The organism is Gemmatimonadota bacterium (genome assembly GCA_016712265.1).
Taxonomy (GTDB): Bacteria; Gemmatimonadota; Gemmatimonadetes; order Gemmatimonadales; family Gemmatimonadaceae; genus RBC101.
The window spans coordinates 21358-43836 of sequence record JADJRJ010000031.1; the positions used below are offsets into that span (position 1 = coordinate 21358).

The following is a 22479-nucleotide window of genomic DNA, read 5'->3' on the forward strand; positions in this document are numbered from 1 at the left end:
TCTCCAGCGCGACTCGCGCGCTCCACAATTCGCAGTACCCCGTACGCACACCCCCGGCATGGCGCCTCCATCTGAGACTGACGTTGACCGGATTCGCGCCCTCGTGCGGCTCGCGGGGGTGGCGGTGCGCAGGACGGCGCTCGAGAACTCCGCGCAGCTCCTCGCGGCGAGTGCCGTCGTGGTCCTCCTGATGGACGGCGCGCGACGGGTGGACACGCCGCATGGACTGGATATCTGGCTCGTTGCGGCGCTGACCTGGGCCGTCGTACTGCCGGTGGCGCTCGTCGGCGACAACCCGCTCCGCAGCACACGGCTCGCGCTGTTGCCGGTCGCGCCTCACGTGCTCGGCCGCGCACGTGTCATTGCCAGCGCGCCCCTGCGGCTGCCGCTCGCGGCGCTCCTGCCCATCGTCGGCGGCTTGGCGGCACATCGTGTGGCGTCGTCTGCGGCTGTGCTCGCGCTCGTCGGATGGGGCGTCATCGCGTTCTTCGCCAGTGCGGTGCTCGACGCGCAGTGGCATCGCCCGCGCGCCATCCTCCCACGAGTGCTGGCGGCAGCAATAGCTGCAGTCGGCGGTTGGTGCCTCTGGTCACTGCGCGCCGCAGCACCGCTGGCGACTGGCGGCGCGACGTTAACCTGGCGCCCGGCCTTGCTGCCTCGTGGCGATGGCTTAGCTGCGTGGTCCATGGCGTTGGCGATGGTCGCCGCGAGCCTGACACTCGGCGTCGTGGTCCTCCGATCGCGACCGGCGCCAGGGCAGCCAGCAGCCGGAGAGGCTCGCAGGCGGCCGGCCAGCGCGGCGGTGCCGCGGCGCGGCCTCCAGCTGAACGTTGGCGCATCGTGCCTGCGGGTCGTCCGGCCGCGCGTGGCACATGAGATGGCGTTGCTCACGCGTCACATTGGCCCGCGGGTCGCGCTCGCGTTCGTCGCCGTGTTCGCCTGCGCGGCCACCTACGGACGCGTCCCCGGACTCGCCCTCGTGGCCGCGGCGCCGATGATCATCCTCGCCGCGAACGCCCTCGGCGCCGACGTGCCGTTGGCGGGAATGGTGCGCCATCGGCTCCAGCCCGAGTCGCTCGCCCACCTGCGCGACCGACGCCTCACGGTGTGGGGCGTCGCGACGGCGTTGGCCGCCATGCTGGGCGCGTGCGTCGGGATGGCGCTCCCCAGTCCGATGACCGCTGGCGATCCCGCCGGCGGCGCGTTCGGTGCGCCCGCCATGTTGCTCTACGGGGCCACGCTGGTCCCGTGGTTCGGCCGAGCCAGCTGGTGGTGGGCGCGTCGTTACCCGCAGCGGTTCGTCCAGGGGCTGCGCGACCTGGGAACGCGGGCGACGACGGGACCTACAGGACCCGCACATCTGGCCCTTGGGTTACTCGCGGTGTGGGCCGGCGTGGCGTTGCTTGCGATGGCGCTCTTTGCGCTCAGTCAGTCGACGGTGCGCACCCTGCTGGTGGGACCGGACGCGTTAGGCACGGCAGCGAGTCAGGTCTCCTGGCTCGTCGCCACGCTGCTGGCCGCGGGAGTGGCGGGTGGGACGCATGTCGCGCTCAGGGGAGCGTCGCAGCGCGTGGCAGCGCCGAGGATCACCGTGCGTGTGGAGGCTCGGCCATGACGGGCCAACGGACGTCAGGCCGGGCGGTTCCTCCGCTGCTCGCGTGCGAGGGGCTCACGGTGCGGTACGTCGCCGCATCGGACGTGATGGATGCGGACAAACCCGCGCTCGCGGATGTCAGCCTCGCCGTGCACCCGGGCGAGATCGTGGGCCTCGTCGGTCGCAACGGCGCCGGGAAAAGCACGCTGATCCGCACTGCCGCGGGGCTGCTCGCGCCGACCGGTGGAATGGTGCGCGTCGTGGGGCGCGACCCGGCGACTGAACCTGCGGAGGTCATGCGACACGCCGGCTTTTTGTTGTCGGATCCTGCGCTGTTTGCCTACCTGAGCGCTGCGGAGACACTCGCCGTCGTGGCGGACCAGCACGGCTTGGAGGGCGAGGTGGCGGCACGGCGGGTCGCCGAGCTGCTGACGCTCGTTGAGCTGGAGGAAGTGCGCGACCGTCGCGTCGGTGGGTACTCGACGGGGATGGCCAAGCGCCTGTCGCTCGCCTGCGCGCTGCTCCCGACGCCGTCGCTCCTCGTCCTGGACGAGCCGTTCGAGTCGCTCGATCCGCTGGTGGTGCGCCGCCTGACGCGGGCACTCGGCGCACAGCGCGATGGTGGGGTGGGCGTGCTGTTGAGTTCGCACCTGCTGGCGACCGTTGCCGAGCTTTGTGATCGCGTGGTGTTGATCGACCGGGGGCGGGTGCTGGCGGAAGGGACGGTCCCCGGGCTCATCGCGGCCCACGCACCGGCCGGCGAGGCGACGCTGGATGGCGCGTACGCCGCGCTGATTGGGGACGTGTGACGGCGTGATGGGCCGTCCGTCTCGGGCGGCCTACTTGTTGACCAACTCCAAAATGCGCAAGCGCAGGCCGTCGAGCTCCTGCGGTGAGTAGACGCGACCATCCGCCACGACAGCCTTCACGCTCCGCGTGTTCGAGATGTTGGCGAGCGGGTTGGCCGAAAGGAGCACGAGGTCGGCGACCTTGCCGGGGGCCACGGTGCCCCAGTCGGCAGTGCGGCCGAAGTAGGTCGCCGGGTTGAGTGTTGCGGTCTGCAGGGCCTGCAGCGGTGTCATCCCCGCGCGGACGAACAGCTCCAGCTCCCGGTGGAGGCTCACTCCGGGGACGAGGTCGTACCCCGCTGGCGCGTCGGTGCCGGCGAGGAAGGGGATGCCGCGTTTGTGCATCGCCCCGATCTGTGCGAGACGTCGCGTGATGCGCGCCTCGGTGGCGCGCTTGGCGGAGTCCGTGGCCGACAGTCGTTCCACGGCGGTCTTGCGCCAGGATTCGACGTATGGGCGGAGCCAGTAGGCCAGGCCGGGGTCCGCGGTGAAGGTGGCAGCCGTCCCGACGCTGTTGGTCACCGTGGGACATTGCCACACGCGTTGTCGCGCCAGCTCGGCGATAAGCGTCGTGTTGGTGTCGGCGACGCCGATGAGGTGCTCAAAGCTGCGTTGACCTGCGGTGATTGCCTCGAATGCAGTCATCGCGCTCGGGACGTGCCCTTCGAAAGGAATGCCGAGTCGTTTGGCTTCGTCGGCCAGTGCGAAGTACGCCTCGCGGGGGATCAGCGTTTGCGTCTTGATGAGGTCGACCCCGCCTTCCTTGAGCTGGCGCACCGCGGCACGTGCCTCGTCGGCGGTCGCGACCTTGATCGCGGCCTCGTAGCGCGTCGTGGGACCATCGAGCATCGGGCCGGAGATCAGCATCCGCGGCCCAATGAGGGTGTGCGCCGTAATGCTGTCGCGGGCGGAGCGCGAGGCGGCGAGGTTGCTGCCGAGATCGCGCACGCCGGTGACGCCATTCACGATGAACAGCGGCAGCATGATCTCGTTGGTGCTGCGAAAGCGCGACGTGTCGTTGGTGAAGTACGCGTGGATGTGCATGTCCCACAGCCCGGGGATGACAAACATCCCGGTGCCGTCGATCGTGGCGGCGGCGCGCGTGGCGGTGGTGGCGTTGTCGATGCGCAGGATGCGCGTCCCCTCGATGACGATCGTCCGGCGCGGCTGGAGCCTGCCGGTTGCGACATCGACAATGGTGACGTTGTCGATGGTGGTGACCTGGGCCGGGAGGCTGGGCGAGAGCAGCAGCGCAGCCGTGGCTGCCGCGATGGCGCGCAGACGTCTCGTCATTGGGGTCGCGTGAGGTGGGTGAAGGCGGAACTTAACGCGCGGCTCGCGCCGTGACCGCGTCGTGTTTGCTGGGGGCCGTGTCCCGTGTTTGGGAGGTCGTATGTAGCGAAGGCGCCACATTGGATCGCTGCGCCATGGGATGTGCAGCCGGAGTTGGTGCTGTGTCGGGCGGAAATGCTCGCGTGTCCACTCGAGCCGCGATCACGCCCACCTGGAGTGGCGCTGTGTCGTGACGATGTGCTGCCGGTGAGAGCGGAATTGGTCCAGATGCGGCCGGCGCGACGAAGGTGTCGGTGCGGGCCGCTCCGTTATCGGCTGGAGTTGGTGCTGTGTTGGGGCGACTTGCCAACATCACCTGGCGCGCCACGCGTGTGTCGGGGCGTCCCGCCGATGTGCTGCCGGGGATTGCGACGGGCGACCCCGGAATTGCTCGTGTGCTGGCCGGCCGCGGTGATCGTCGCACACGACGTCGTCGTGGTGCGGGCGGAACCGTCAGGGTTGCGGCGCGCGCGGTGAGCTGCGACACCGGAGTTGGCGCTGTGCGCACGCGTGTGATCACGGTTGCGGGCGGAAATGCTCGTGTGCGTAGGCGAATCGCGAACGTTGCCACGCGTGTCGGTCGTGTGCTGAGGCGTGCGTGCAACATTTCGTGCCGTTTAAGGCGTTGGCGCCGCGTTCCTGAATGTCGCAGGACGCGTTTTGGCAACTCGTCCCAGCATGTAGGTCAGGGGGGCTCGAGTCGCGCGCACGCTCCGATCGTTCTCCCCCGCTAGTCGGTCGGCGGAGTGACCGTCGCGGGCCGCAGCACATGGTTCTGCCGCGCCTCGAAGCGCGCCGTGTACTTGGACAGGTTTCCCGTGCAACGCCGGGGTTCTGCATGTTCGTCAAGACCAGTTACAGTCACGCCCGAGAGTCCGCGAGTTCTTGATCCGCGTCGCTGCCCAGGGGAGCGAATTTCGGCGGCTCGTCGAAATGCAGGAGCAGGTGCTTGATGCGATCCAGGCCAGTGCGGGCGGCCTCACGGCCAGTCAGCGACTTGACCGTTCTGACGTCTACGACCGTGATGCGCTTCGTTGACACCGTCTTCATACTTGTAGTATTACCGCGCCGTCGAGTCGGACAAGCCCCGGTCCGGTCACCCGTGCGCGCGGGGGGCTTGCGATGGAACTGAGTCCGCGTCAGAACAAGTAGGGGGCTCACTCTCGACAAAATCTGACATCTGCTCCGCGTGGGGGCTTGCGGTGGAGCTGAGAAATCCTGCTAGAGGGTAGGGAACGGAGTTTCGCGTTCCCTGGCAGTCGCGTTGGGTCGTTCGCGGCGACCGGCAGGCGAGAAGTGCCGGACCCAGGTCCACCATCGTGCCTGGGCGGTTCGCTTGGTCAGCCCGGTAGCCGCGTATCGGCCCGCGCTCCAAGAAAGAGCTGAGCCGCCCCCCCGCGCGCAACTGCTAGGCACCGACTTGGACGACCTCGCCGGCGCGCACGCGTGACACCGCCTCCAGAATGTGTGGAACCAGTGGGGTCAGGGCCTCCACCCGATTGCTCATCGCCCGCACCAGCACCACCCCAATCGCGTGTGCCGACACATCCCGATCGACCGGCATGCGCTTGTCCATGGTCACCAACACGTCGAACCGTTCCGCTGCAGTGGCGAGCAGCTTCCCATTCGACAGCCCCTTCCACCCCATCTGGGTGAGAGTGCGCACCTCGTGGCCCGTCAGCAAGGCGGCCAACCCCCGCGGCACCTGCTCGTCAAGCAGAACGCGCACCGGCCACCACGGCAGCTCGTCCGAGTTCTATGGCAGCAACCGCCTGCTCATGGGTCACCGAGGGAAACTGGTCGAGAAACACATCCAGAGCGTCTCCCGCCTCGAGGTACTCGAACAGGACATCGACCGGGACCCGGGTGCCCACGAACACCGGCGTTCCCCCGAGAATTTCAGGATCACTGTGAACTACCGCGGATGTCTGCGGCACCGGTCGCTCCTGCAGGGATGAGGAACGATATCGCCGCGAACGCCCCAGGCAACAGGCGCAGGCCCCCGATTGGACGCCGCGGCAGGACGCCCCCGCCCCGCGCTGAGGTACCTGGCCACGGGGGGCTTGAGTCGTGCTCACGCGCCCGTCGTTCTCCCCGGTAGTCACACGGCGAAGTGACCGCGCCGTGTCTCCGGGAGGGGACATGTGCGCGGGAGACTTGCGATGGAACTGAGTCCACGTCAGAACAAGTAGGGGGCTCACTCTCGACGACATCTGACGGTTGCTCCGCGTCGGGGCTTGCGATGGAGCTGAGAAATCCCGCTTGAGCGTAGGGAACCCGGCGGCGGCCTTACGTTCCTGGAGGCATTCGCGCCCGCAATTGAGGCAGTCGGTGCGTTGGTGGGTTCGGCCATGGTCACCGACACGTCGAACCGTTCCGCTGCAGTGGCGAGCAGCTTCCCATTCGACAGCGCCTTCCACCCCATCTGGGTGAGAGTGCGTCAGGCCGCTCCAGGGGGGCGTCGACGCATGCCCGAGCGGAACCACGTCGCCAATCGGGCTTCCGTGAGTCGGCCGTCGGCCAAGGCGACCATTTGAGCGATCACGGTCTCGTCCGGTGCGTCGAACTCCCAGCCGTTGAGGCCGAGGTAGACGACGGCCACAAGGAAGGCCACCCGCTTGTTGCCATCGTTGAACGGGTGGTTGCGCGCGAGGCCGAACGCGTAGGCGGCGGCCAGGAGCGCATGATCGACCTTATCGAGGTAAGCGAGCTTGTTTCGCGCCCGCGCCAGGGCGCTCTCCAAGCCGCCCTCGTCTCGGAGCCCAGGGAGCCCGCCGTGGGTTCGCAACTGGTCGAGGTGGATCGCCTCAACGACGAGCCGTGGCACCCATTGCGGTTCCTTCACTACCTGCCGCTACTTCGCGAGTTCGCGCAGCGCGTGCCGGTACTTCTTGGCGGCGGCGGCGGCGATTGCCAAGCCTTCCTCGATGACCGGGTCGTACGGGGTCAGCAGGATCCCGTTCTCGGTCTCGACGGCCAGCACGGAATCCCCCACGCTCAGGTGGAGGCGCGCGGCCATGTCTTTAGGGAGGGTGGCGCCGACGGAACCACCGACCTGGCGGAGCTTGATGGGGCGGACCATGCTCGAACGGTAGCACGGCGGTGCTACGCCTCGCAAGTGGACGGAGGCATCCTCGTGGGACCGGGCCGCGAAGGGAACCACCTGACAAACGCTAGCTGTTACCGGCGCCCTTTTTGCGTGCCCCGCCCCCGCCCCCGCCCCCCGCCCACGGCACGCGGTCACAATACTAGCTGCCAGCGCGCGCTAGTCACTCGGCGTAGCGACCGCGCCGTGTCTCCGGGAGGGGACATGTGCGCGGGGGACTTGCGATGGAACTGAGTCCGCGTCAGAACAAGTAGGGGGCTCACTCTCGACGAAATCTGACGGCTGCTCCGCCGCTGGGGCTTGCGATGGAGCTGAGAAATCCTGCAAAGGAAAAGGGAACGGAGATTCGCGTTCCTGGCAGTCGCCTTCGGTCGTTCGCGGCGACCGGCAGGCGCGAAGTGCCGGACCCAGGTCCACCATCGCGCCCGGGCGGTCCGCATGGTCAGCCCCCGGTAGCCGCGCATCTGACCCGCGCTCCACGAATCGCCCCGCGCGGTTGAACGCATCGGCGCCGCGTTCCCGAAAACTCGGAAGACGCGTTTTGCCGACACGTCCCAGCATATAGGTCAGGGGGCTCGAGTCGCGCGCACGATCCGGCCGCTCTCCCCCGCTAGTCGCTCGGCGAAGTGACCGCGCGGTGTCTCCACGAGTGGACATGTGCGCGGGGGGGCTTGCGGTGGAGCTGAGAAATCCTGCTAGAGGTAAAGGGAGGGGAGATTCGCCTTTCCTGGCAGTCGCCTTCGGTCGTGCGCGTCTCGCGAGCGTGCTCGGCCCGAGGGCGGTGAACGATGCGGCGGACGCGCCGTGTCGGGTTGGGCGGTCGTTCGCGGCGACCGGCAGGTGTGAGGTGCCGGACCCCAGGCCCAACATCGGGCCTGGGCACACACACGACCATACGAGGACACGATCATGACCATGAATGCGAACAACAAGCGCGCCTTTGATGGCTTCCGACCCTTGGTGGATTTTCTGGATCGACACCCCGTCGAATCGTCGTCGGCCGACGTGAAGGCCAACCGGGACGCGCTCGCCGCGGTGAGCACCCGCATGACCACGCTCGCGGAGCTGCGGGAGAGCACGCGCGGTGGCCGGCAGTCGCAGACCGCGTCGTACCAGGAGATGCGGCGCCGCCTCGAGGTGGAGTTTCTCACCCCGGTCCGTCGGCTGACGCGATCCATCGCCGGGACCGACGACACGTTGACGGCCATCCTGCGGGTGCGGCGAAAGCAGGACCACGTCGCCCAGGTGGCGGCGGCCCGGGCCGTCGCCGCGGCGGCACGCGAACAGGCGGCCGCCTTTACCAAGGCCGGGCTCCGGGCTGACTACGCGGAGCAGCTGACCGGGCTCCTCGACGCGCTCACGACCCTGCATGAGGCACGCATTCGCCGCCTTGCCGAGTCGTCGGGAACCGTCGAGGCGCTCCGGGTGGAGGCACGCCGCGGGCGGTTCATCGTCGGCCTGTTGGACGGCGTGCTGAACCTGGTGCTGGAGCGCGACCTCGCGTTGCTGGCGGAGTGGAAGACGTTGCGCCGCCGCGTGGCGGTGCGGGTGCGGGAGTCGGTGGAGGAGGGAGGGGGTGACGGGCAGGGTGCGCCGGCGGGGCAGGCACGGGCGGCGTAGGGTGGGTTAGGAGGCCGGGCGCAGGGGTGGTCGGTGCGACGCCCCTGCGTTTCGGCGCTCTTCGCAGCACTGGCGCGCGGCCGCCGGGTGGCGAAACGTGCGTTCGCGTCTGCCGAGCCGGATGGGGGGAGCACCCTCTCCGCTCGACAGGGGATCCGGGCCTGGCGGACGTGCGGCCCAAGCGGCGGCGGAAGCGGGCGGCCGAGCCGCGCGTAATCTTGCCACCGGCGACGCACGGCAATGAGCGCTGGGGCATGGACTTCATTCACGACGAGTGCGTCAGCGGCCGCCGCTTCCGCTGCCTGACGATGGTGGACGAATGCACGCGCGAGTGCCCGCCGACCTTGGTGGACACGTCCCTCCGTGCGGGGCGGGTGATCGAGACCCTTTACCACTTGGCGGCGGCGCGCGGGCTACCGCGGAGTCTGATCGTGGATCATGGGCCGGAGTTCGTGTCGATGGCGCTGGATCGCGGGGCCTATGGGCTCGGCGGGCACCTGCATTCCATTCAACCGGGAAAGCCGACCCAGAAGGCGTACATCGAGAGCTTTCACAGCCGGTTCCGGGACGAGTGTCTCTCGGCCCATTGGTTCGAATCCCTATCCCAAAAACGACGAAGCTACGTCAAGTTGATGGCGCAATGGGTTGAAGGTGGCGGTGACGCCAAATGTTCAGCACGAGGGGAAGCATCACAGCCAGGCACGCCTGGATGAATGCCGAGTAGACGACCCCTGCGCCGATGAGAAGTGTCTGCAGGAACGGATCGGCGACCACGCGCGACCAGAACGATGGACGATAGCAGGAGGTAGTGCCACTGCCGGTGCGCACGCGAAGAAGAGATCCAGGAGCTTCGAACACGACATGCATGCCAGGATCTCCACCGACTCGCAGTACGCCCCATCCCTCCTCCGAGAGCGATGGTTCGTCGCACCGACCGCCTTGGTGAAGGGAGCCAACGTCAGCCAGATGCAATCGAGCGTCGTCAGACTCGAACCGCGTATTGCTCAGCAGGTACCGTCCGAGAGACTGCACTGAGCCCTCGAGAAGCTGAGCGCGCTGTCCGACCGTGGGGAAGGCCCCGAGCGTCGATCTCGCGCGAAAGGGAATCACGCGTGCGCTGTCGCGCGACGAACGGATCCTAACGAAGAGACGCTTATGCGCGATGAGTTGGCGCGCTCCCACTCCACGGAGCCGGGCGATGTCCACCTCATCGGTGTCCGCCAACACTTCGAGATCCAGCGGCCCTGTACCGGTCCGCGTCGCTACGACGCTGGATCGGCCGACGACGGTCAATGTTCCGCTGAACAAGAAGGTAGAGTCATCCATCATCACGCTATCGCCATCCAGCGCAATAGGGATCGTTGTAGTTGCACCCGTTGTGTCATACTTGAAGCGCATCTCGATTCGCTCGGTCACGGCATCGACACGATACGAGGTGTCGCGATTGATACGTACGAGCGCGAAGACGACAAGGATGGCGAAGCCAGTACCGAGCAGTGTAACGGCGACAACTCGGCGCAACGACCACCAGCTCATCTCGCGGTCTTCCGACGTCGCTACGTTGGGAGCGGTTGGCGTAACCGCGGGATCGGCCGTGGTCCCAGCTGCGCCGCGACTCGAGTCAATAGGTTCCTCCACCGGTGGCGAATCCGGGACTGGCGCCAAACCGCTGGCCAGTTGTGAGGGATCGCCCGGAGACGGCACTTGAACGCCGTCGCCAAGGCTCATCGAACCGTCACAGGAATCGGCGCAGCGCGCGTGAAGCCCTGCAGTTGGACTATTTGGAGTTCGGTTGGCGCTGGAAATCGTTCCGGAATCACCGTGCACATGGTGTTGTACATCGTAGGCGCACGTACCGGCGCGTTTGTGCATGCGCTCTGTACGCCATCTGCGTCGTGCCGAAGCTTCAGGACTCTCGCACTCCCGTCCGGGACATTCGCGACGAGCCATAGCGTACTCCACGCGCGCTCTGGTTCCCACGAGGTGCTCAGGAGCGCGATCTTCTGATCGGGCTCTCCCTCGCAGGATGCACTGCTCCACGCCAACACCGCCACTTCGGCTGCGCGTTGTTGTCGCAGAAAGTCGGCCTTCGAGGTCGGTAGTGGAAGTGTGTATGTGCCGGCTGCGACACCCGCGAGCGGACGTCGAATCGACGCTTCGTACTCTCCGCTGGCGGATCGCAAGAGCACGCACAGGTACTGCTCGGTGCCTCTTGGGATGCGGAGCGTCAGGCGCGGCAGCAAAATGGTGCGTGTCGGATCGCCAAGCATGGCGCCGAGGATTGAAAGCCCAGCCACGGGGACGCGCCCGCGCAGAATCTCGTGAAACTGACGCGCTTCAACCGTGAGCACGGGCGCCGAGTCTTGCTGCGCCCGCAGTCCGTTGTCTGCCATCGGCGAAGCACTAATGCTAAGAGCGAGAAGAAGGCTCTCGCGAAGGCGATTCGTGATCATGGTGTCTCCACGACGCGCACAGGGAGGCGAAGGAGAGGGCTGGACGTCCCATCCGCGTATACGATACGAGCAAAGACTCCGCGCGTGTCGGTGGGAAACGCGACCCGAATGAAGTCCGGCCTCACGACTTTGTTGGCAACGAGATCGAGGATGGAGTATTCGGTATCCACGACCGTATTCAGCGTGTCCGCCTTCGTTCCGAAGTGCACCTCACGAACAGCGGCCCAGGAGTAGGAATCGACGGGACCCGACCTGGCGATGTCGGCCCGGCACACTACGGCGGGACTTTGCACGTCCCACAGACCTTCGTCCGTCAAACTTGCGCGCAGAGCGTTTCGTCTCTCCTGATACGCTATTCGTTCGGGGCGAGGCATCGAATCGGGTGGATCAGGCATCGGCCACTTGGCTCGAATCCGCAAGCATTCGAGTCCTCCCATAGGACGCCGGGAGTGGTAGCGCTTTACCAGTGCGCTCGCGACGCGAACAACAGAATCCCGCGGTGGCAGGATGTATGTCGTGGTATCCGTCGTGCGCCCGTCAGGGAAGGAGAAGGCGGCCCGAACTCGCCGAGCTTCGGCAGGAACGCTCACCCCTTCACGCGGCAAATCTTCGACGCTCAAATCGGAGACGAAATCGTCGTCGAATCCGAGATGGAGCAGCGCAGCATTTAGCGGCGGGTCAATTCGTACCGTGAACTGAGGCACATCCTTGTGTGCATTGCGTCCAAGCTCGTAGAAGGCGGGCGGCGGCGTTCGCGCTCCTCCGCGCCGTGACACGGCGGCGGGAGTCAGTCGAACGCCAACTGGTACGTCCAAGCTTGCGTCGATCTTCGACAAGGCGACGCCGTACACGACGCTGAGGGTCCCGTCGTCGAGGCGTACCCGCACGAAGAGCGAGTCCGCCCCGGCTCGCACAAAGTGCACATCGCGCGTTGGCTCATCGGCCGTGCCCATCGTTTCCCTATAGCGAGAGAAGTCTATGGTGCGATCGAGGTCGTCGCGCGACTCTCCGAAGGAGATGGCCCGTACCACGGCCGCTTGTTCGCCCACCGAAAACTGACAATGGTTCAAGCCGCAAACTGGCTCGATGCGATCCTGCCCCAACTTCACTTGCAATCGAAGCTGCGCGAGTCTTGCTGCGGCGCGATCGGCGTCTGCGGCGCGTTCGACGTCGAAGAATGACCGCACGATGTCATCGGCGTAGGCGATGCGAAGCGCAATGCCGGCGCCGGTGCGCGTGTCGACGCTGTCCAGGATTGCCATAGGTGTGCCGCCCGCTGAGACGAGGCTGCCACTCATGCCGGTAGTCAGCGGACGATCCGATTGCAGAGGGCGGATGCGCATCAGTCGCGCGTCACGCGAGTCAATCCGTGCGGCAAGCTGGAGGAGGGCTCCGTCGCTAGTCCGGTGATGGACGGTCACTTCGGTGATCGCCGGATCTGTGAGCGTCGCGAGAAGCGGAGCGATTTCCCACGGGCGCCCACACTCGAATCTTGTGGTGCCGGGCAACCTGAGCACCGCGAGGTCGCTGTTCGTGGCTAGTTCAATAGATGCGGGAGAGGATAGTCCGTCGGCGTTGGTCAGCACGAGCGACGCGCGCATGGGCTCGACAACGTGCAAGGGCGCAAGCGCAAAACAGTCATCGCCTCGCGGTCGCAGGATCGCGTTGCCGCGCGCAGATCCGTTGCGGAGGTGGACAAGAGTCGGGAGCTGCGCTGGAAGCGCGGTCGACGCTCGAGCGCCGTCACGAGAGCGACCGCGTGCGCAACAACGGCTCGCGTGTGCGGGAAGCGAGAGAGTTGGGACATACAGGCGCGCTGCCGCGGGGTTGGCACCGAGGGGGATCCGGTAAGGGCGTACGGACTTTGGCCGTCAGAAATCTGCAGCTGCGAGTGAGCCACCGCGACCGGCGCAGTGGTCAGCTATCTGCGAAACGGATCTAGGTGTAGATGATGAAGAGGTTGCTCACTGAACCGTAGCGGAGCAAGCTGGGGTTGTCGAGACACTCAACCGGCAACGGCCAGAGGACTCAGCGAACGTTCACAAGAATGCGCGGTTAACGCCCGCGGGACGAGGCCGCGCGGCGGCCCGGGTCGCCGCCGGGGAGCGGGCGACCGTCGCGGCCAAGGGCTTGTGGCGTGTCCGTCCGGACGATCTGGAAGTGGGTGCACCGCGTCCGGACCACGGCGACGACGCGGGACCGCTCGTCGCGCCCGCATCGGCTGGCCCGCCAGCTGCCGCGCCGCCGCCGACGGCAGATCCTGTGCGCGCGCCACAAGCGCTGGAGCTCGCTCCACATCGCGCAGCACTATCGGCTCGCGGTGCCCACCGTCGTGAGCTTCCTCCGGCGGCATGGCCTCAATCGGCTGGCCCGCCTGAGCCGCCACGGCCGATCTGGTCTCCACCCCATATCGGGGCCGGTCTCAAGGTTAGGCCGAGAGTCGGGTGGGTGATGCGCCGTGCTGTTCCTCGTCGTGGAGCTGCTTAGCTCGCTCGGTGGGGGTGAGACCTCCCAGGCTGGTGTGGGGCCGGGCGTCGTTGTAGTCCTGCCGCCACCGCTCGATCAAGAAGCGGGCATCGAGCAGGGATTCGAACCAGTGGGCCGAGAGACACTCGTCCCGGAACCGGCTGTGGAAGCTCTCGATGTACGCGTTCTGGGTCGGCTTGCCGGGTTGGATGAAATGCAGGTGCACGCCGTGTCGATAGGCCCAGAGATCCAGCGCCAGCGAGACGAATTCCGGTCCATGATCCACGATCAGACTCCGCGGCAGCCCGCGCGCCGCCGCCAGGTGGTCCAGGGTCTCGATCACCCGCCCGGCACGGAGGGACGTGTCCACCATGATCGTCGGGCGCTCGCGCGTGCATTCATCCACCATCGTCAGGCAGCGAAAGCGCCGGCCGCTGACGCACTCGTCGTGAATGAAGTCCATCCCCCAGCGCTCATTGCGGCGCGTCGCCGGGGGCATGACGACGCGCGGCTCGGCCGCCCGCTTCCGCCGCCGCTCGGGCCGCACGTGCAGCTGCGCGGCTTTGTAGAGGCGGTGGACCCGCTTGTGGTTCACCACGAGCCCCTCGCGGCGCAGCAGCAGGTACAACCGCTCGTAGCCAAAGCGCGGACGCTCGGTCGCCAGCGCGATCAGGCGGGCGACGATCGGGGCATCGCGTTGGGGCCGCTCGAGCACCGCCTGCCATCGCGAGCGGGTCAGCCCGACCAGCCGACACGCGCGCCGGGCACTGAAGCCGTGGGCGGCCCGGAGATGGGTGACGACCTGCCGCCGTTGTGTGGTCGTCACCAGCGTCGCCCCGCCACGTCTTTCAGGGCGACAATGTCCATCGCCTGGTCGGCGACGATGCGTTTGAGGCGCCGGTTCTCCTCCTCGAGCTGCCGGAGGCGTTTCGCCTCATCGGTCCGCATCCCGCCGTACACGCGTTTCCAGCGGTACAACGTCGTCTCCGTGATGCCGTGCTTTAGCGCCACATGGCGCCCCGGGCTGCCCGCCGCGACCTCCTGCAGGATCGCGACGATCTGCTCGGCGGTGAATCGGGACTTCTTCATGGGTCCTCGCCGCCGTCTGGCGGATCAGGACTCTCAACCTATCCCTGGCCCCGCTGGCGGGGAGGACGCCAGAACAGAGTCGGTCGAGGCCGGGCATGCGCTCGGAACCTGGCAAAAAGCGAAGCCGCCGCACCGAGGTGCGACGGCTTCAACGCCACGCGCTTGCGCGCAGACGGCCTTGGACGGCACCTGATGATACCCGTCCGATGGGCCAAGGGCAACAATCTACTATCGCCCCCCCCTCACACCATGCTGGGGGGAGTCTGTCACCATTGTGGCCCCGCCCCGCCCGCCCGGTAGCGGTGAAGAAGAGTCAGGATGCGAGAGAAAGCCAAGGTCAGCCAGTTACGACGGAGAGCCAGTGCCCCCCGCGCAAGGTGTTGAAGTACGCCTTCATCCCGTGTTCATTCCTCCCCGGAGGGTAGCCACGCGCTGGTGCGCAGACAGTCCTTGGACGGCTGTGGGGGCCTCGTGAGGGGCCTGGGTTCGATTCCCCTGTCCTCCGCCAACCATCGTCAAAGGAGGGAAGGTGAAGCTGCAACTTATCGAAGCACCGCCCGACAATGTGGACACGGAGCCTGCGCCAGCAACCGCAACGAAGCGAAGCGACGTTCAGACGCGCTGGGGGGGGAGTCCAGCGATGCTTGCGCGGGGTTTCGTCGGCGTGCCCGTCGTCTTCCTTGAGGGTATGGCCCAATTGAAGCCGCACTCTCTCACGCCGGCCGAGGCGCTGTTCGTTATCTGCGTCATGGCGCATAAGTGGGATGAGCGGCCCCCGTTCCCCAGCTACAAGCGCATCGCCTCGTGGATGGGAAAGACGGAGAGCTACGTGCGGAAGGTTGCGAAAGATTTGGAGACAAAGGGTATGCTCAGGCGTATTGCCCGCATTGGGAGGAGTAATGCCTTTGACTTAGAGGGTCTCTTCGCGAAGTTGACTCCAGCCACTGCGCCGTCCAGGCAGTCCACGCGAGCATCGACGGTGACCAGTCCGCGCACAAAAACCAGAAAACGCAATGCCGCCTGACAGCCGGCTGAATGCGACAGCCGATTGGTATTGACCGACCCGTCCCCGGACTTGAGCGAGTGTCAAAGGCTGGTCCGCGGCGCGTCGGCTCGATGCCTTCGGCTGCGGTTGAGCCGCGGTCGTTGGGTAGCAAACAAGCAGGCACGCCGAGAAATGAGGTTTCTCGCCATGCCTCGCCACGCGATTCCTCGTCGCCCAAATCAGACGATGCGTGGAACACGAGGGCATTCATCTTGGGCGCCACGCTCGCCGATCCAGTGAGCGCTGCGCAGAGACTGAGGGCCTTCTTCGCCGTCGGGTGGGACCGGAGGCGAAGAGGTGCTCGATCTGGCGATACGGCGACCGGAGCTGGGGCAGCTCATGACGGGTGACGATCGAAGAATACACTTTACCCAGCGTTGGCAAACTCGACATAGCGGCAGCCGGGCAACCACGCTGTCCGTTGAGGGCACGGCAGTCACGGCCGCGCCCAGCCGTGAGGTCTCACCGCACGTCGACCTCGTGGCGGTCGGCGGGAGCAAGATTGACCGGTGCTTTCGACGAACTGCCTGAAGACTGAGCGTGAGAAGCCCACGCGGTTCCAGGTTTTGAGTCTCGACGGTGGCGGCATCCGCGGTGTGTTCAGTGCCGCGATGCTCGCCGCCTTCGAGGAGGACTTCGCGCCGCTAAAGGTCATCGACTGCTTCGATCTGATCGCGGGCACGTCGACTGGCGGTATTCTCGCGCTTGGGCTAGGGTTGGGATACACGCCTCGTGAGATGGTCGAGTTCTACGTAGAACTCGGCCCCGAAATCTTTGCCAACCGCGCCGGGTGGCGAGATAAGATGCACTGGGTCGCCGTGAAGTATCCGCCGGCGCGGCTCGCAGTCGCGCTGAAGAAGAAGTTCGGTGAACGCGTATTCGGCGAGAGCTTGAAGCGCCTCGTGATCCCGGCGTTCAACATCGGGAGCAACGACGTCTACGTCTTCAGGACCGCCCACCTGGAGCGCCTACGTCGAGACCACCGGTTGCCAGCCTGGCACGTTGCGATGGCGACTGCCGCCGCTCCGACCTACTTCCCGGCCCACCAGCTTCCGGGCAAGGAGCGGCTGATTGATGGAGGCGTTTGGGCCAACAACCCTGCCATGGTCGCCATCGCTGAAGTCGTTGGCGAGCCGCATTTGGCCGTGCCCCTAGAGAGGGTACACATGCTAAGCCTAGGGACGATTAGGGCGTTCCACGATCCTCGTGAGAAACTCGACGGCGCCGGAAGGCTTGGCTGGGCCCGTGCGGCGACGGACGTGATCCTCGATGCGACCTCCATCGGTGTCTCCAATCAGGCTGGCGCACTGCTTGGCGACCGATTCGTTCGGGTGAACACCCGACAGGCAGCGGCCGCGGTCACGCTGGACAACGTCACATCGGTCGATGCAATGCTCGCCGCGGCCCGGCATGAGAGCCGTAATATGGCGCCGGCGGTCGCCAAAGCGTTCTTCAAGCATCGCGCGGCAGTCTTCACGCCGTGCCACCCTCCAGTGCCTGCCACCATGGAGGGCTCAGCGTGATATTCCTGAGCGAAGCGTCGCGTGAGATCGACCGCCAAATCCAGTTGCTCGACCTACCGTCAGAACTGTCCAAAGAGGCGGTTGCCGAATACGGCCGGATTGCACGGTGGCTCGGAGCGGTGGACTCACCGTTGGCCGAGTACAAGCTCGATTTGTACCCCCAAGGCTCGTTCCGGCTTGGGACGCCCATCCGGCCGATCACGCATGAGGACGAATTCGACATCGACCTCGTCTGCCAGCTGAAGATTGAGAAGGAGAGGACGACGCAGGCCGACCTCAAGGAGTTGGTCGGCGCGCGCCTCAGTGAGGATCCTAATGCTTGGGGCAAGCTCAAGGAGCGCCGCCGCTGCTGGACGATCTTCTACGAGAAGAAATTCCATCTTGATGTCTTGCCGACCATCCCCGACGCGGAGCACCGGGACACTGGCATCCTGGTTACGGACACCGACTTGGTCCGCTGGCAGTTCAGCAACCCTCTGGGTTACTCGCGCTGGTTCTACGAGCGCATGCACACCTTCGTGCGTGAGGAGCGTGCTGCTCTCGCCAAATCGCTCGAGGTGGACATCGAGGATGTCCCCGAATGGGGCGTTCGCACGCCTCTGCAGCGCGCGGTTCAGGTACTGAAGCGGCATCGCGACGTCCACTTCAGCGGCGACCTCGAGCGCCGACCCGCCTCCATCATTCTCACGACCCTTGCCGGTCGGGCATATGGCGGCGAGCCTGACCTTTCGCGCGCACTCGTGCAGATCATCGAAGGGATGGGCGATCACATCGATGATCGCGACGGCCAGTGGTGGATCCCTAACCCCGCACACGTTAAGGAGAACTTCGCAGACAAGTGGAATGAGAAGCCGGCGCTGCGTGACGCCTTCCTTCGCTGGAGGGACAAGGTGTACGAGGACATGGAAGCACTAGCCAGTACCTCGTCGCATCGGGACGCTGCGCTGCTTCTTGAGAAGAGCCTTCACGGCCGCCGCGCGCTCGCAACGACGTCTGTCGCGAGCGCGCACCTACCCGGTGGCATCCCCGAGGTAGACTCACTCGTGCACCGCCAGACACCGCCATGGCCCATTATGGAGCGGTATGAGTGCAGCGTCTCGGCGCGGTCGTCCCTGCCTTCCGGCGGCGGGCGATGGCGCTACCTGGCTGTTCCCCGCGCCCCGAAGAATACGACGTTAGAGTTTCAAGCGCGCACGAACGCGCCGCTGCCGTATGAGATCTTCTGGCAGATCACCAACACTGGCGCGGAGGCCCGTGAAGCAGGCCAGATGCGAGGGGGATTCGACCGCGGTAGTGCGCCTCGCGGCGAGTCGCGAACGGAGACGACGCGGTACAACGGGACTCACCTCGTGCAGGCGTTCGTCGTGAAGGACGGCGATCTCGTAGCCCGGTCGCGCGAGGTGCGCGTGCGGATCGAGAAGCGCTAGGCGTCGTCCGGCTCTTCGCGTCCTACTGCCGGCGGATGTTGCCAACCTAATCGTATGTGTGACGCCGCCCCGCGGCAGTGGGCCACTTCCCTACTCGATCACCTCTGTGAGCCGTGCTTACGGCGTGTAACCTACACTCCGACGAGGTGAAGCATCAATACCGCGCCGTGCCAGACGCAGTGGCGCCAGTCTGCGCTAACGAGCGCGGCAGCTGAGAGAGGAGTGGTGGCCTACGGCCGCATTATGAGGTGCCTTTGCAGCTGAGCTTCAACGTTTAGACTCAAGGCACGCGGCCGCAGTACGCGCTGCCCCTGCACCGCTCCGGGACGTACGTCTCGCTCTCCACGAACCACACCCCGTTGAGCTGGCGCCACTTCGCGAAGTAGGACCCCCCGACACTCACCTTCCCGTCCGGCTCCGTCCAGGAGCCCGTCCACGTCCCCCGCTCGCTCGCCATCCGCCAGGGCGCGAACACCGCGACCTCGCTCGGCGTCCGGCGGTACACCACGTCCGGGAGCGCGCGAAACCTGTCGACCATGGACGCGACGTAGGCGTCTCGGTCGTGGGAATGCACCGACGTCGACGTCACCACCGAGATGCCCGGGGCAAGGATCTGGGCAAACCCCGCACTGTCGTGTCGCGCAATCGCGGCGTTCGATGACTCCCGCCGCCGCCGGATCTCCCTGGCGTCCGGTCCACCAGTGGTGTCGTCGGCGGGCGACCACAACGGCCCCGGGGTGACGTGCAGCGGCACGCGCCGCTGGGCACCCGGCGGGGCCTGGAACGAGGTATGGCGGTGGACCACCACCCACCGCCCATCGCGACGCTCGAGGACCAACGACTGCCTGCCTTCGTCCACGGTCGTGTCGCCGGAGGCCTCGATCACCTCCAGCCGGAAGTTCGCGGCGAGCCAGCCGAGGTTGCCGCGGGCGCCGACGTCGAGCACGTCGAAGAGCGACCGGACACGGCCCCGGGAGGCGCTGGCGAACATGTTTCTATAGAGGGTGTCCACCCGCGGCCAGCCGAGCAGCTGCCGGCGCTCGAAAAAGAAGACCCCGGTCGCGTCGTGGGCGTAGAAACGGTCGATAAAGGTGGGATCACGCCGCTCCCACGCGGCGTTGAATTGTTCAAAGAGGGCCCGAATCTCTGCGGTAGACCGCCGGTTCGCTTCATCCTGGGCGGCCAGGGACGGTGCGGCGAACAGGGCGAGGGCGAGGGCCAGCTTCCGGGGGGTCATGACTTGGGGGCGCGAGGTCGTCCCCAAGATACGAGGGGGCGGACCTCCTGCCCGGTATTCCGCTCCTCCAGTCCCTCGACGTGTCTACCGGAAGGATCCACGGCGGGGAGAGCAGAGTGGGTCAAGGGGATACATGCTATACTCATGCGTGGTCGACTCCTTAGCAGTGTATGGTGGCGGCGCCGAAGGCGCCCGGGCGCTAGCGAGGTGAGCGCTACATGGAGGGCGGCTCTGTGCCCTGTTAGGGCGCCTCGCCGCGCCTTGACGAGTAGCTTGGCTGCGATGTTGCTCTTGCTCGCTCCTCGCGTAGGGCTCAGCGCACAGGAGTGGGGCGATGACCGACGCTGGAGCCAGCAGAGCCCGTGCCAAGGATCGCGCGCGCGGTTCATCGTCAAGCGTGCGATTCAAGGTTTGGCAATCGGCGCTGCTTCGGTTGTGGCTTGGACGGTGTTCTCCAGTGAAGCACCGTCAGGTTCCGAATCTGCTGCAGTGCTCGTCGTCGGGGCCGCCGGAGGCGCTCTCATCGGGGGTTTAGAGGCGAGCTCGCCCTACTTCTGCGCGCGGCGGCGCTCTCAGGGTCCTCACGGGAAGTACGAGGTCGCACAAGGCCCCTGCGACCTGCCTCGTACCGTCGCCGTCTGCGCGTCGAGGCGACCCTCTGTCTTTGCCTTAGCCGGAATGGAGTGGGAGGGATCTGGCGTGCCGGGTGGCACGGAGTGCGCCTCTGTGCCCATGGGTCCTGCGCCGGCGGGAATCCGTTCCCCTCGTGATCGGCCGGACTCGCTGCTGTCACCGCGGGAGCCTGGTCCAGCGCATGTCCACTGCGCGGCTCGGCGACAATAGGATAGGTCGTTCCGTCGCTCTGCGAAATGCAGCCGACCGCAGGGACTCCGACCCTACAGATCAGTGCCGCGCCTCTGCAGGACCGCCCATGCTGGACCCGACAGGCAGTGGACGGGTCGACGGCGAATCGCGTCGTGGGCGTAGAAACGGTCGATAAAGGTGGGATCACGCCGCTCCCACGCGGCGTTGAATTGTTCAAAGAGGGCACGAATCTCTGCGGCAGACCGCCGGTCCGCCTCGTCCTGGGCTAATGCCGGCCGGGCCGCGGCGACGGCAAGGGCGAGCAACAGGGCAGGGGTCCGCAGTGTCATGATCCGGGGGGCGAGGTCGTCCCCAAGATACGGGTATCACCTGGTCGTGGGGGCGGCCGACACGGCGCCTTCACCCCCACAGCCGTCTACGTTTCGTCCATGCGCGCGCTGGTCATCGTCTGGTACCTGGGGCCCCTCGTCGTCTCGTTCATCCGGGACTGGCGGCGCTGGATCTGGTGGGGCAGTGGGGTCGAACGGACGGCGGCCTTTCACGAGGCGCGGGCCCGCCGGGTGGTAGCCGTGCTGGCCCGGCTCGGCCCGTCGTTCGTGAAGATGGCGCAGGTCTTTTCGTCCCGGTCGGACCTGATCCCCGAGCCGTATGTCGGCGCCCTGTCGACCCTGACGGACCAGGTCCCACCGGTCCCGGTGGCGGCGATCCGGCGCGAGATCATCCAGTCGTATGGGCGGAGCGCGGACGAGCTGTTTGACCGGTTTGATGACGTGCCGCTGGCGGCCGCATCGTTAGGCCAGGTGCATCGCGCGACACATCGCGGGCGCGAGGTCGTCATCAAGGTGTTGCGGCCGGGAGTGGAAGAACTCGTCCGGCAGGACCTGGCGGTCTTTGGCCCGCTGGTCCGCTGGTTCGAGCGGCGGTTCCCCAACCCGCACGTGCACAACGCGCGCATCGTGATCGAGGAGTTTGCGGTGCGCGTGTGGGAAGAGATGGACTTCGTGCTCGAAGCGGCGAACGCGACCGAGATCCGCACGAACTTCCGCGGCAACCCTCGAATCATTGTACCCGAGGTCGTCGACGAGCTGACCAGGCGCCGCACCCTCGTCCTCGAGTATGTCGAAGGGCGCCGCGTCGATCGGATCGATGCGCGGCCGGGCGAGGCCCGGCAGGATCCGCGAGGGGTGGTGAGCGGGGTGATGGAGCTGTACCTGAAGATGATGCTCGTCGACGGCTTCTTTCACGCGGACCCGCACCCGGGGAACGTGCTGGTCGCGCCGGACGGACGCATCGTCATCCTCGACTTCGGCATGGTCATCCGCGTGCCCAAGCAGATGCGGGCCGACCTGGTCACGACGATCTTCGCGGCGATTCGCCGAGATACCGACGGGATCCTGAACGGCTTTCGGTCCCTGGGCCTGCTCGAGGCCTCGACGACCAACGAGCAACTGCGGGGACTCGCCGACCGCTTGATGTCGATCGCGTACGATCCGTCCACGATGGCGGAGCGCGTCCAGATGCTGGCCCAGGAGGTCATCGCCAGCCTGTACGACTGGCCGGTGCGCCTCACGAGCGAGATGGTCTACTTCGCACGCACCGCCGCCCTCATCGAAGGGCTCGGCGTACGCTACGATCCGCACTTCAACCCGATCACCTTCGCCACGCCGATCGCCGTGCGGATGCGGGGCGACATCATGCGCTCGCTCGACCTCGCGGACGGGAAGTCGCCGATCGACTATCCGACGATTGTCGGCGCCGTGCTGGGGCGGACCGCGCGTCGACTCGTGGACTGGTGGAACGGGCTGGGCGAGACGAACGGCAACGGGATTGGAGCGCACTCAGCCAATGGGAACGGCGTCGCCCTCCTCCCAGCCGCAAAACGGGACGAATCCGGCACGGCCACTTGACCTGACC

The 22479-nt window shown here is 66.5% G+C and carries 19 protein-coding genes and 1 pseudogene; 9 read left to right on the plus strand and 11 right to left on the minus strand.

What is annotated here, in order from left to right:
- The first annotated feature begins 58 nt into the window (after positions 1–58).
- Together IPK85_21235 and IPK85_21240 are read left to right on the plus strand one after the other, a co-directional pair.
- Positions 59–1615: a hypothetical protein gene (locus IPK85_21235; GenBank protein MBK8249890.1), complete on the plus strand. Its 1557-nt coding sequence runs from the start codon at positions 59–61 to the stop codon at positions 1613–1615.
- Positions 1612–2403 carry an ABC transporter ATP-binding protein gene (locus IPK85_21240; GenBank protein MBK8249891.1) on the plus strand — a complete coding sequence of 264 codons (792 nt, stop codon included), beginning with the start codon at positions 1612–1614 and terminating at the stop codon, positions 2401–2403. Before IPK85_21235 ends, IPK85_21240 begins: the two co-directional genes overlap by 4 nt.
- Positions 2404–2433: 30 nt before the next feature.
- Here the strand turns inward: IPK85_21240 and IPK85_21245 are convergent, their stop codons facing one another.
- The 6 genes from IPK85_21245 to IPK85_21270 form a co-directional block, all read right to left on the minus strand.
- Positions 2434–3735, minus strand: a complete 1302-nt coding sequence (locus IPK85_21245) for an amidohydrolase family protein (GenBank protein ID MBK8249892.1) — start codon at positions 3733–3735, stop codon at positions 2434–2436.
- A 900-nt stretch (positions 3736–4635) separates the two neighbouring features.
- Positions 4636–4824, minus strand: a complete 189-nt coding sequence (locus IPK85_21250; protein MBK8249893.1) for a hypothetical protein — start codon at positions 4822–4824, stop codon at positions 4636–4638.
- Positions 4825–5182: 358 nt separating this feature from the next.
- Positions 5183–5503 (minus strand): DUF5615 family PIN-like protein, encoded by a 321-nt coding sequence (locus IPK85_21255; protein MBK8249894.1) that lies wholly within the window; start codon positions 5501–5503, stop codon positions 5183–5185.
- Entirely contained in the window at positions 5487–5918 is a 432-nt protein-coding gene (locus tag IPK85_21260; GenBank protein ID MBK8249895.1) for a DUF433 domain-containing protein, read from the minus strand. Before IPK85_21260 ends, IPK85_21255 begins: the two co-directional genes overlap by 17 nt.
- Before the next feature lie 296 nt (positions 5919–6214).
- Positions 6215–6619, minus strand: a complete 405-nt coding sequence (locus tag IPK85_21265; protein ID MBK8249896.1) for a type II toxin-antitoxin system death-on-curing family toxin — start codon at positions 6617–6619, stop codon at positions 6215–6217.
- Between the two features lie 9 nt (positions 6620–6628).
- Entirely contained in the window at positions 6629–6856 is a 228-nt protein-coding gene (locus IPK85_21270; protein ID MBK8249897.1) for an AbrB/MazE/SpoVT family DNA-binding domain-containing protein, read from the minus strand.
- A gap of 933 nt (positions 6857–7789) precedes the next feature.
- On the opposite strand from IPK85_21270, the gene IPK85_21275 reads away from it, so the two are divergent.
- Both IPK85_21275 and IPK85_21280 read left to right on the plus strand, forming a co-directional pair.
- Entirely contained in the window at positions 7790–8500 is a 711-nt protein-coding gene (locus IPK85_21275) for a hypothetical protein (protein ID MBK8249898.1), read from the plus strand.
- Positions 8501–8754: 254 nt separating this feature from the next.
- Positions 8755–9213 (plus strand): transposase family protein, encoded by a 459-nt coding sequence (locus IPK85_21280; GenBank protein MBK8249899.1) that lies wholly within the window; start codon positions 8755–8757, stop codon positions 9211–9213.
- On the opposite strand, the gene IPK85_21285 is transcribed toward IPK85_21280, so the two are convergent.
- The gene (locus tag IPK85_21285) at positions 9125–10372 is read right to left on the minus strand and encodes a hypothetical protein (protein ID MBK8249900.1); all 1248 of its coding nucleotides are present in this window, start codon (positions 10370–10372) and stop codon (positions 9125–9127) included. The two genes, IPK85_21280 and IPK85_21285, sit on opposite strands and share 89 nt — an antisense overlap.
- Positions 10373–10949: 577 nt before the next feature.
- Positions 10950–12554 (minus strand): hypothetical protein, encoded by a 1605-nt coding sequence (locus IPK85_21290; GenBank protein ID MBK8249901.1) that lies wholly within the window; start codon positions 12552–12554, stop codon positions 10950–10952.
- A 536-nt stretch (positions 12555–13090) separates the two neighbouring features.
- Between IPK85_21290 and IPK85_21295 the strand changes: the two genes are divergently transcribed.
- The gene (locus tag IPK85_21295) at positions 13091–13405 is read left to right on the plus strand and encodes a hypothetical protein (GenBank protein MBK8249902.1); all 315 of its coding nucleotides are present in this window, start codon (positions 13091–13093) and stop codon (positions 13403–13405) included.
- Here the strand turns inward: IPK85_21295 and IPK85_21300 are convergent.
- Positions 13382–14508 (minus strand): annotated as a pseudogene (locus IPK85_21300) (IS3 family transposase). The gene IPK85_21295 and the pseudogene IPK85_21300 overlap by 24 nt on opposite strands.
- Positions 14509–15037: 529 nt before the next feature.
- Between IPK85_21300 and IPK85_21305 the strand changes: the two are divergent.
- The 3 genes from IPK85_21305 to IPK85_21315 all read left to right on the plus strand — a co-directional run bounded on the left by IPK85_21305 (position 15038) and on the right by IPK85_21315 (position 18503).
- Positions 15038–15532: a hypothetical protein gene (locus IPK85_21305; GenBank protein ID MBK8249903.1), complete on the plus strand. Its 495-nt coding sequence runs from the start codon at positions 15038–15040 to the stop codon at positions 15530–15532.
- A gap of 530 nt (positions 15533–16062) precedes the next feature.
- Complete coding sequence (locus IPK85_21310; protein MBK8249904.1) at positions 16063–17076, plus strand: patatin-like phospholipase family protein; 1014 nt, start codon at positions 16063–16065, stop codon at positions 17074–17076.
- Positions 17073–18503 (plus strand): nucleotidyltransferase, encoded by a 1431-nt coding sequence (locus IPK85_21315; protein ID MBK8249905.1) that lies wholly within the window; start codon positions 17073–17075, stop codon positions 18501–18503. The genes IPK85_21310 and IPK85_21315 overlap by 4 nt, the downstream gene beginning before the upstream one ends.
- Positions 18504–18783: 280 nt before the next feature.
- Here IPK85_21315 and IPK85_21320 read toward each other — a convergent pair whose 3' ends face one another.
- Together IPK85_21320 and IPK85_21325 are read right to left on the minus strand one after the other, a co-directional pair.
- Entirely contained in the window at positions 18784–19740 is a 957-nt protein-coding gene (locus IPK85_21320; protein ID MBK8249906.1) for a nuclear transport factor 2 family protein, read from the minus strand.
- Between the two features lie 896 nt (positions 19741–20636).
- A complete protein-coding gene (locus IPK85_21325; GenBank protein ID MBK8249907.1) occupies positions 20637–20894 on the minus strand; it encodes a hypothetical protein in 258 nt (85 codons plus the stop codon).
- A 99-nt stretch (positions 20895–20993) separates the two neighbouring features.
- Here IPK85_21325 and IPK85_21330 point away from each other — a divergent pair, with 99 nt between their 5' ends.
- The gene (locus IPK85_21330; protein MBK8249908.1) at positions 20994–22472 is read left to right on the plus strand and encodes an AarF/ABC1/UbiB kinase family protein; all 1479 of its coding nucleotides are present in this window, start codon (positions 20994–20996) and stop codon (positions 22470–22472) included.
- Positions 22473–22479 lie beyond the last annotated feature (7 nt).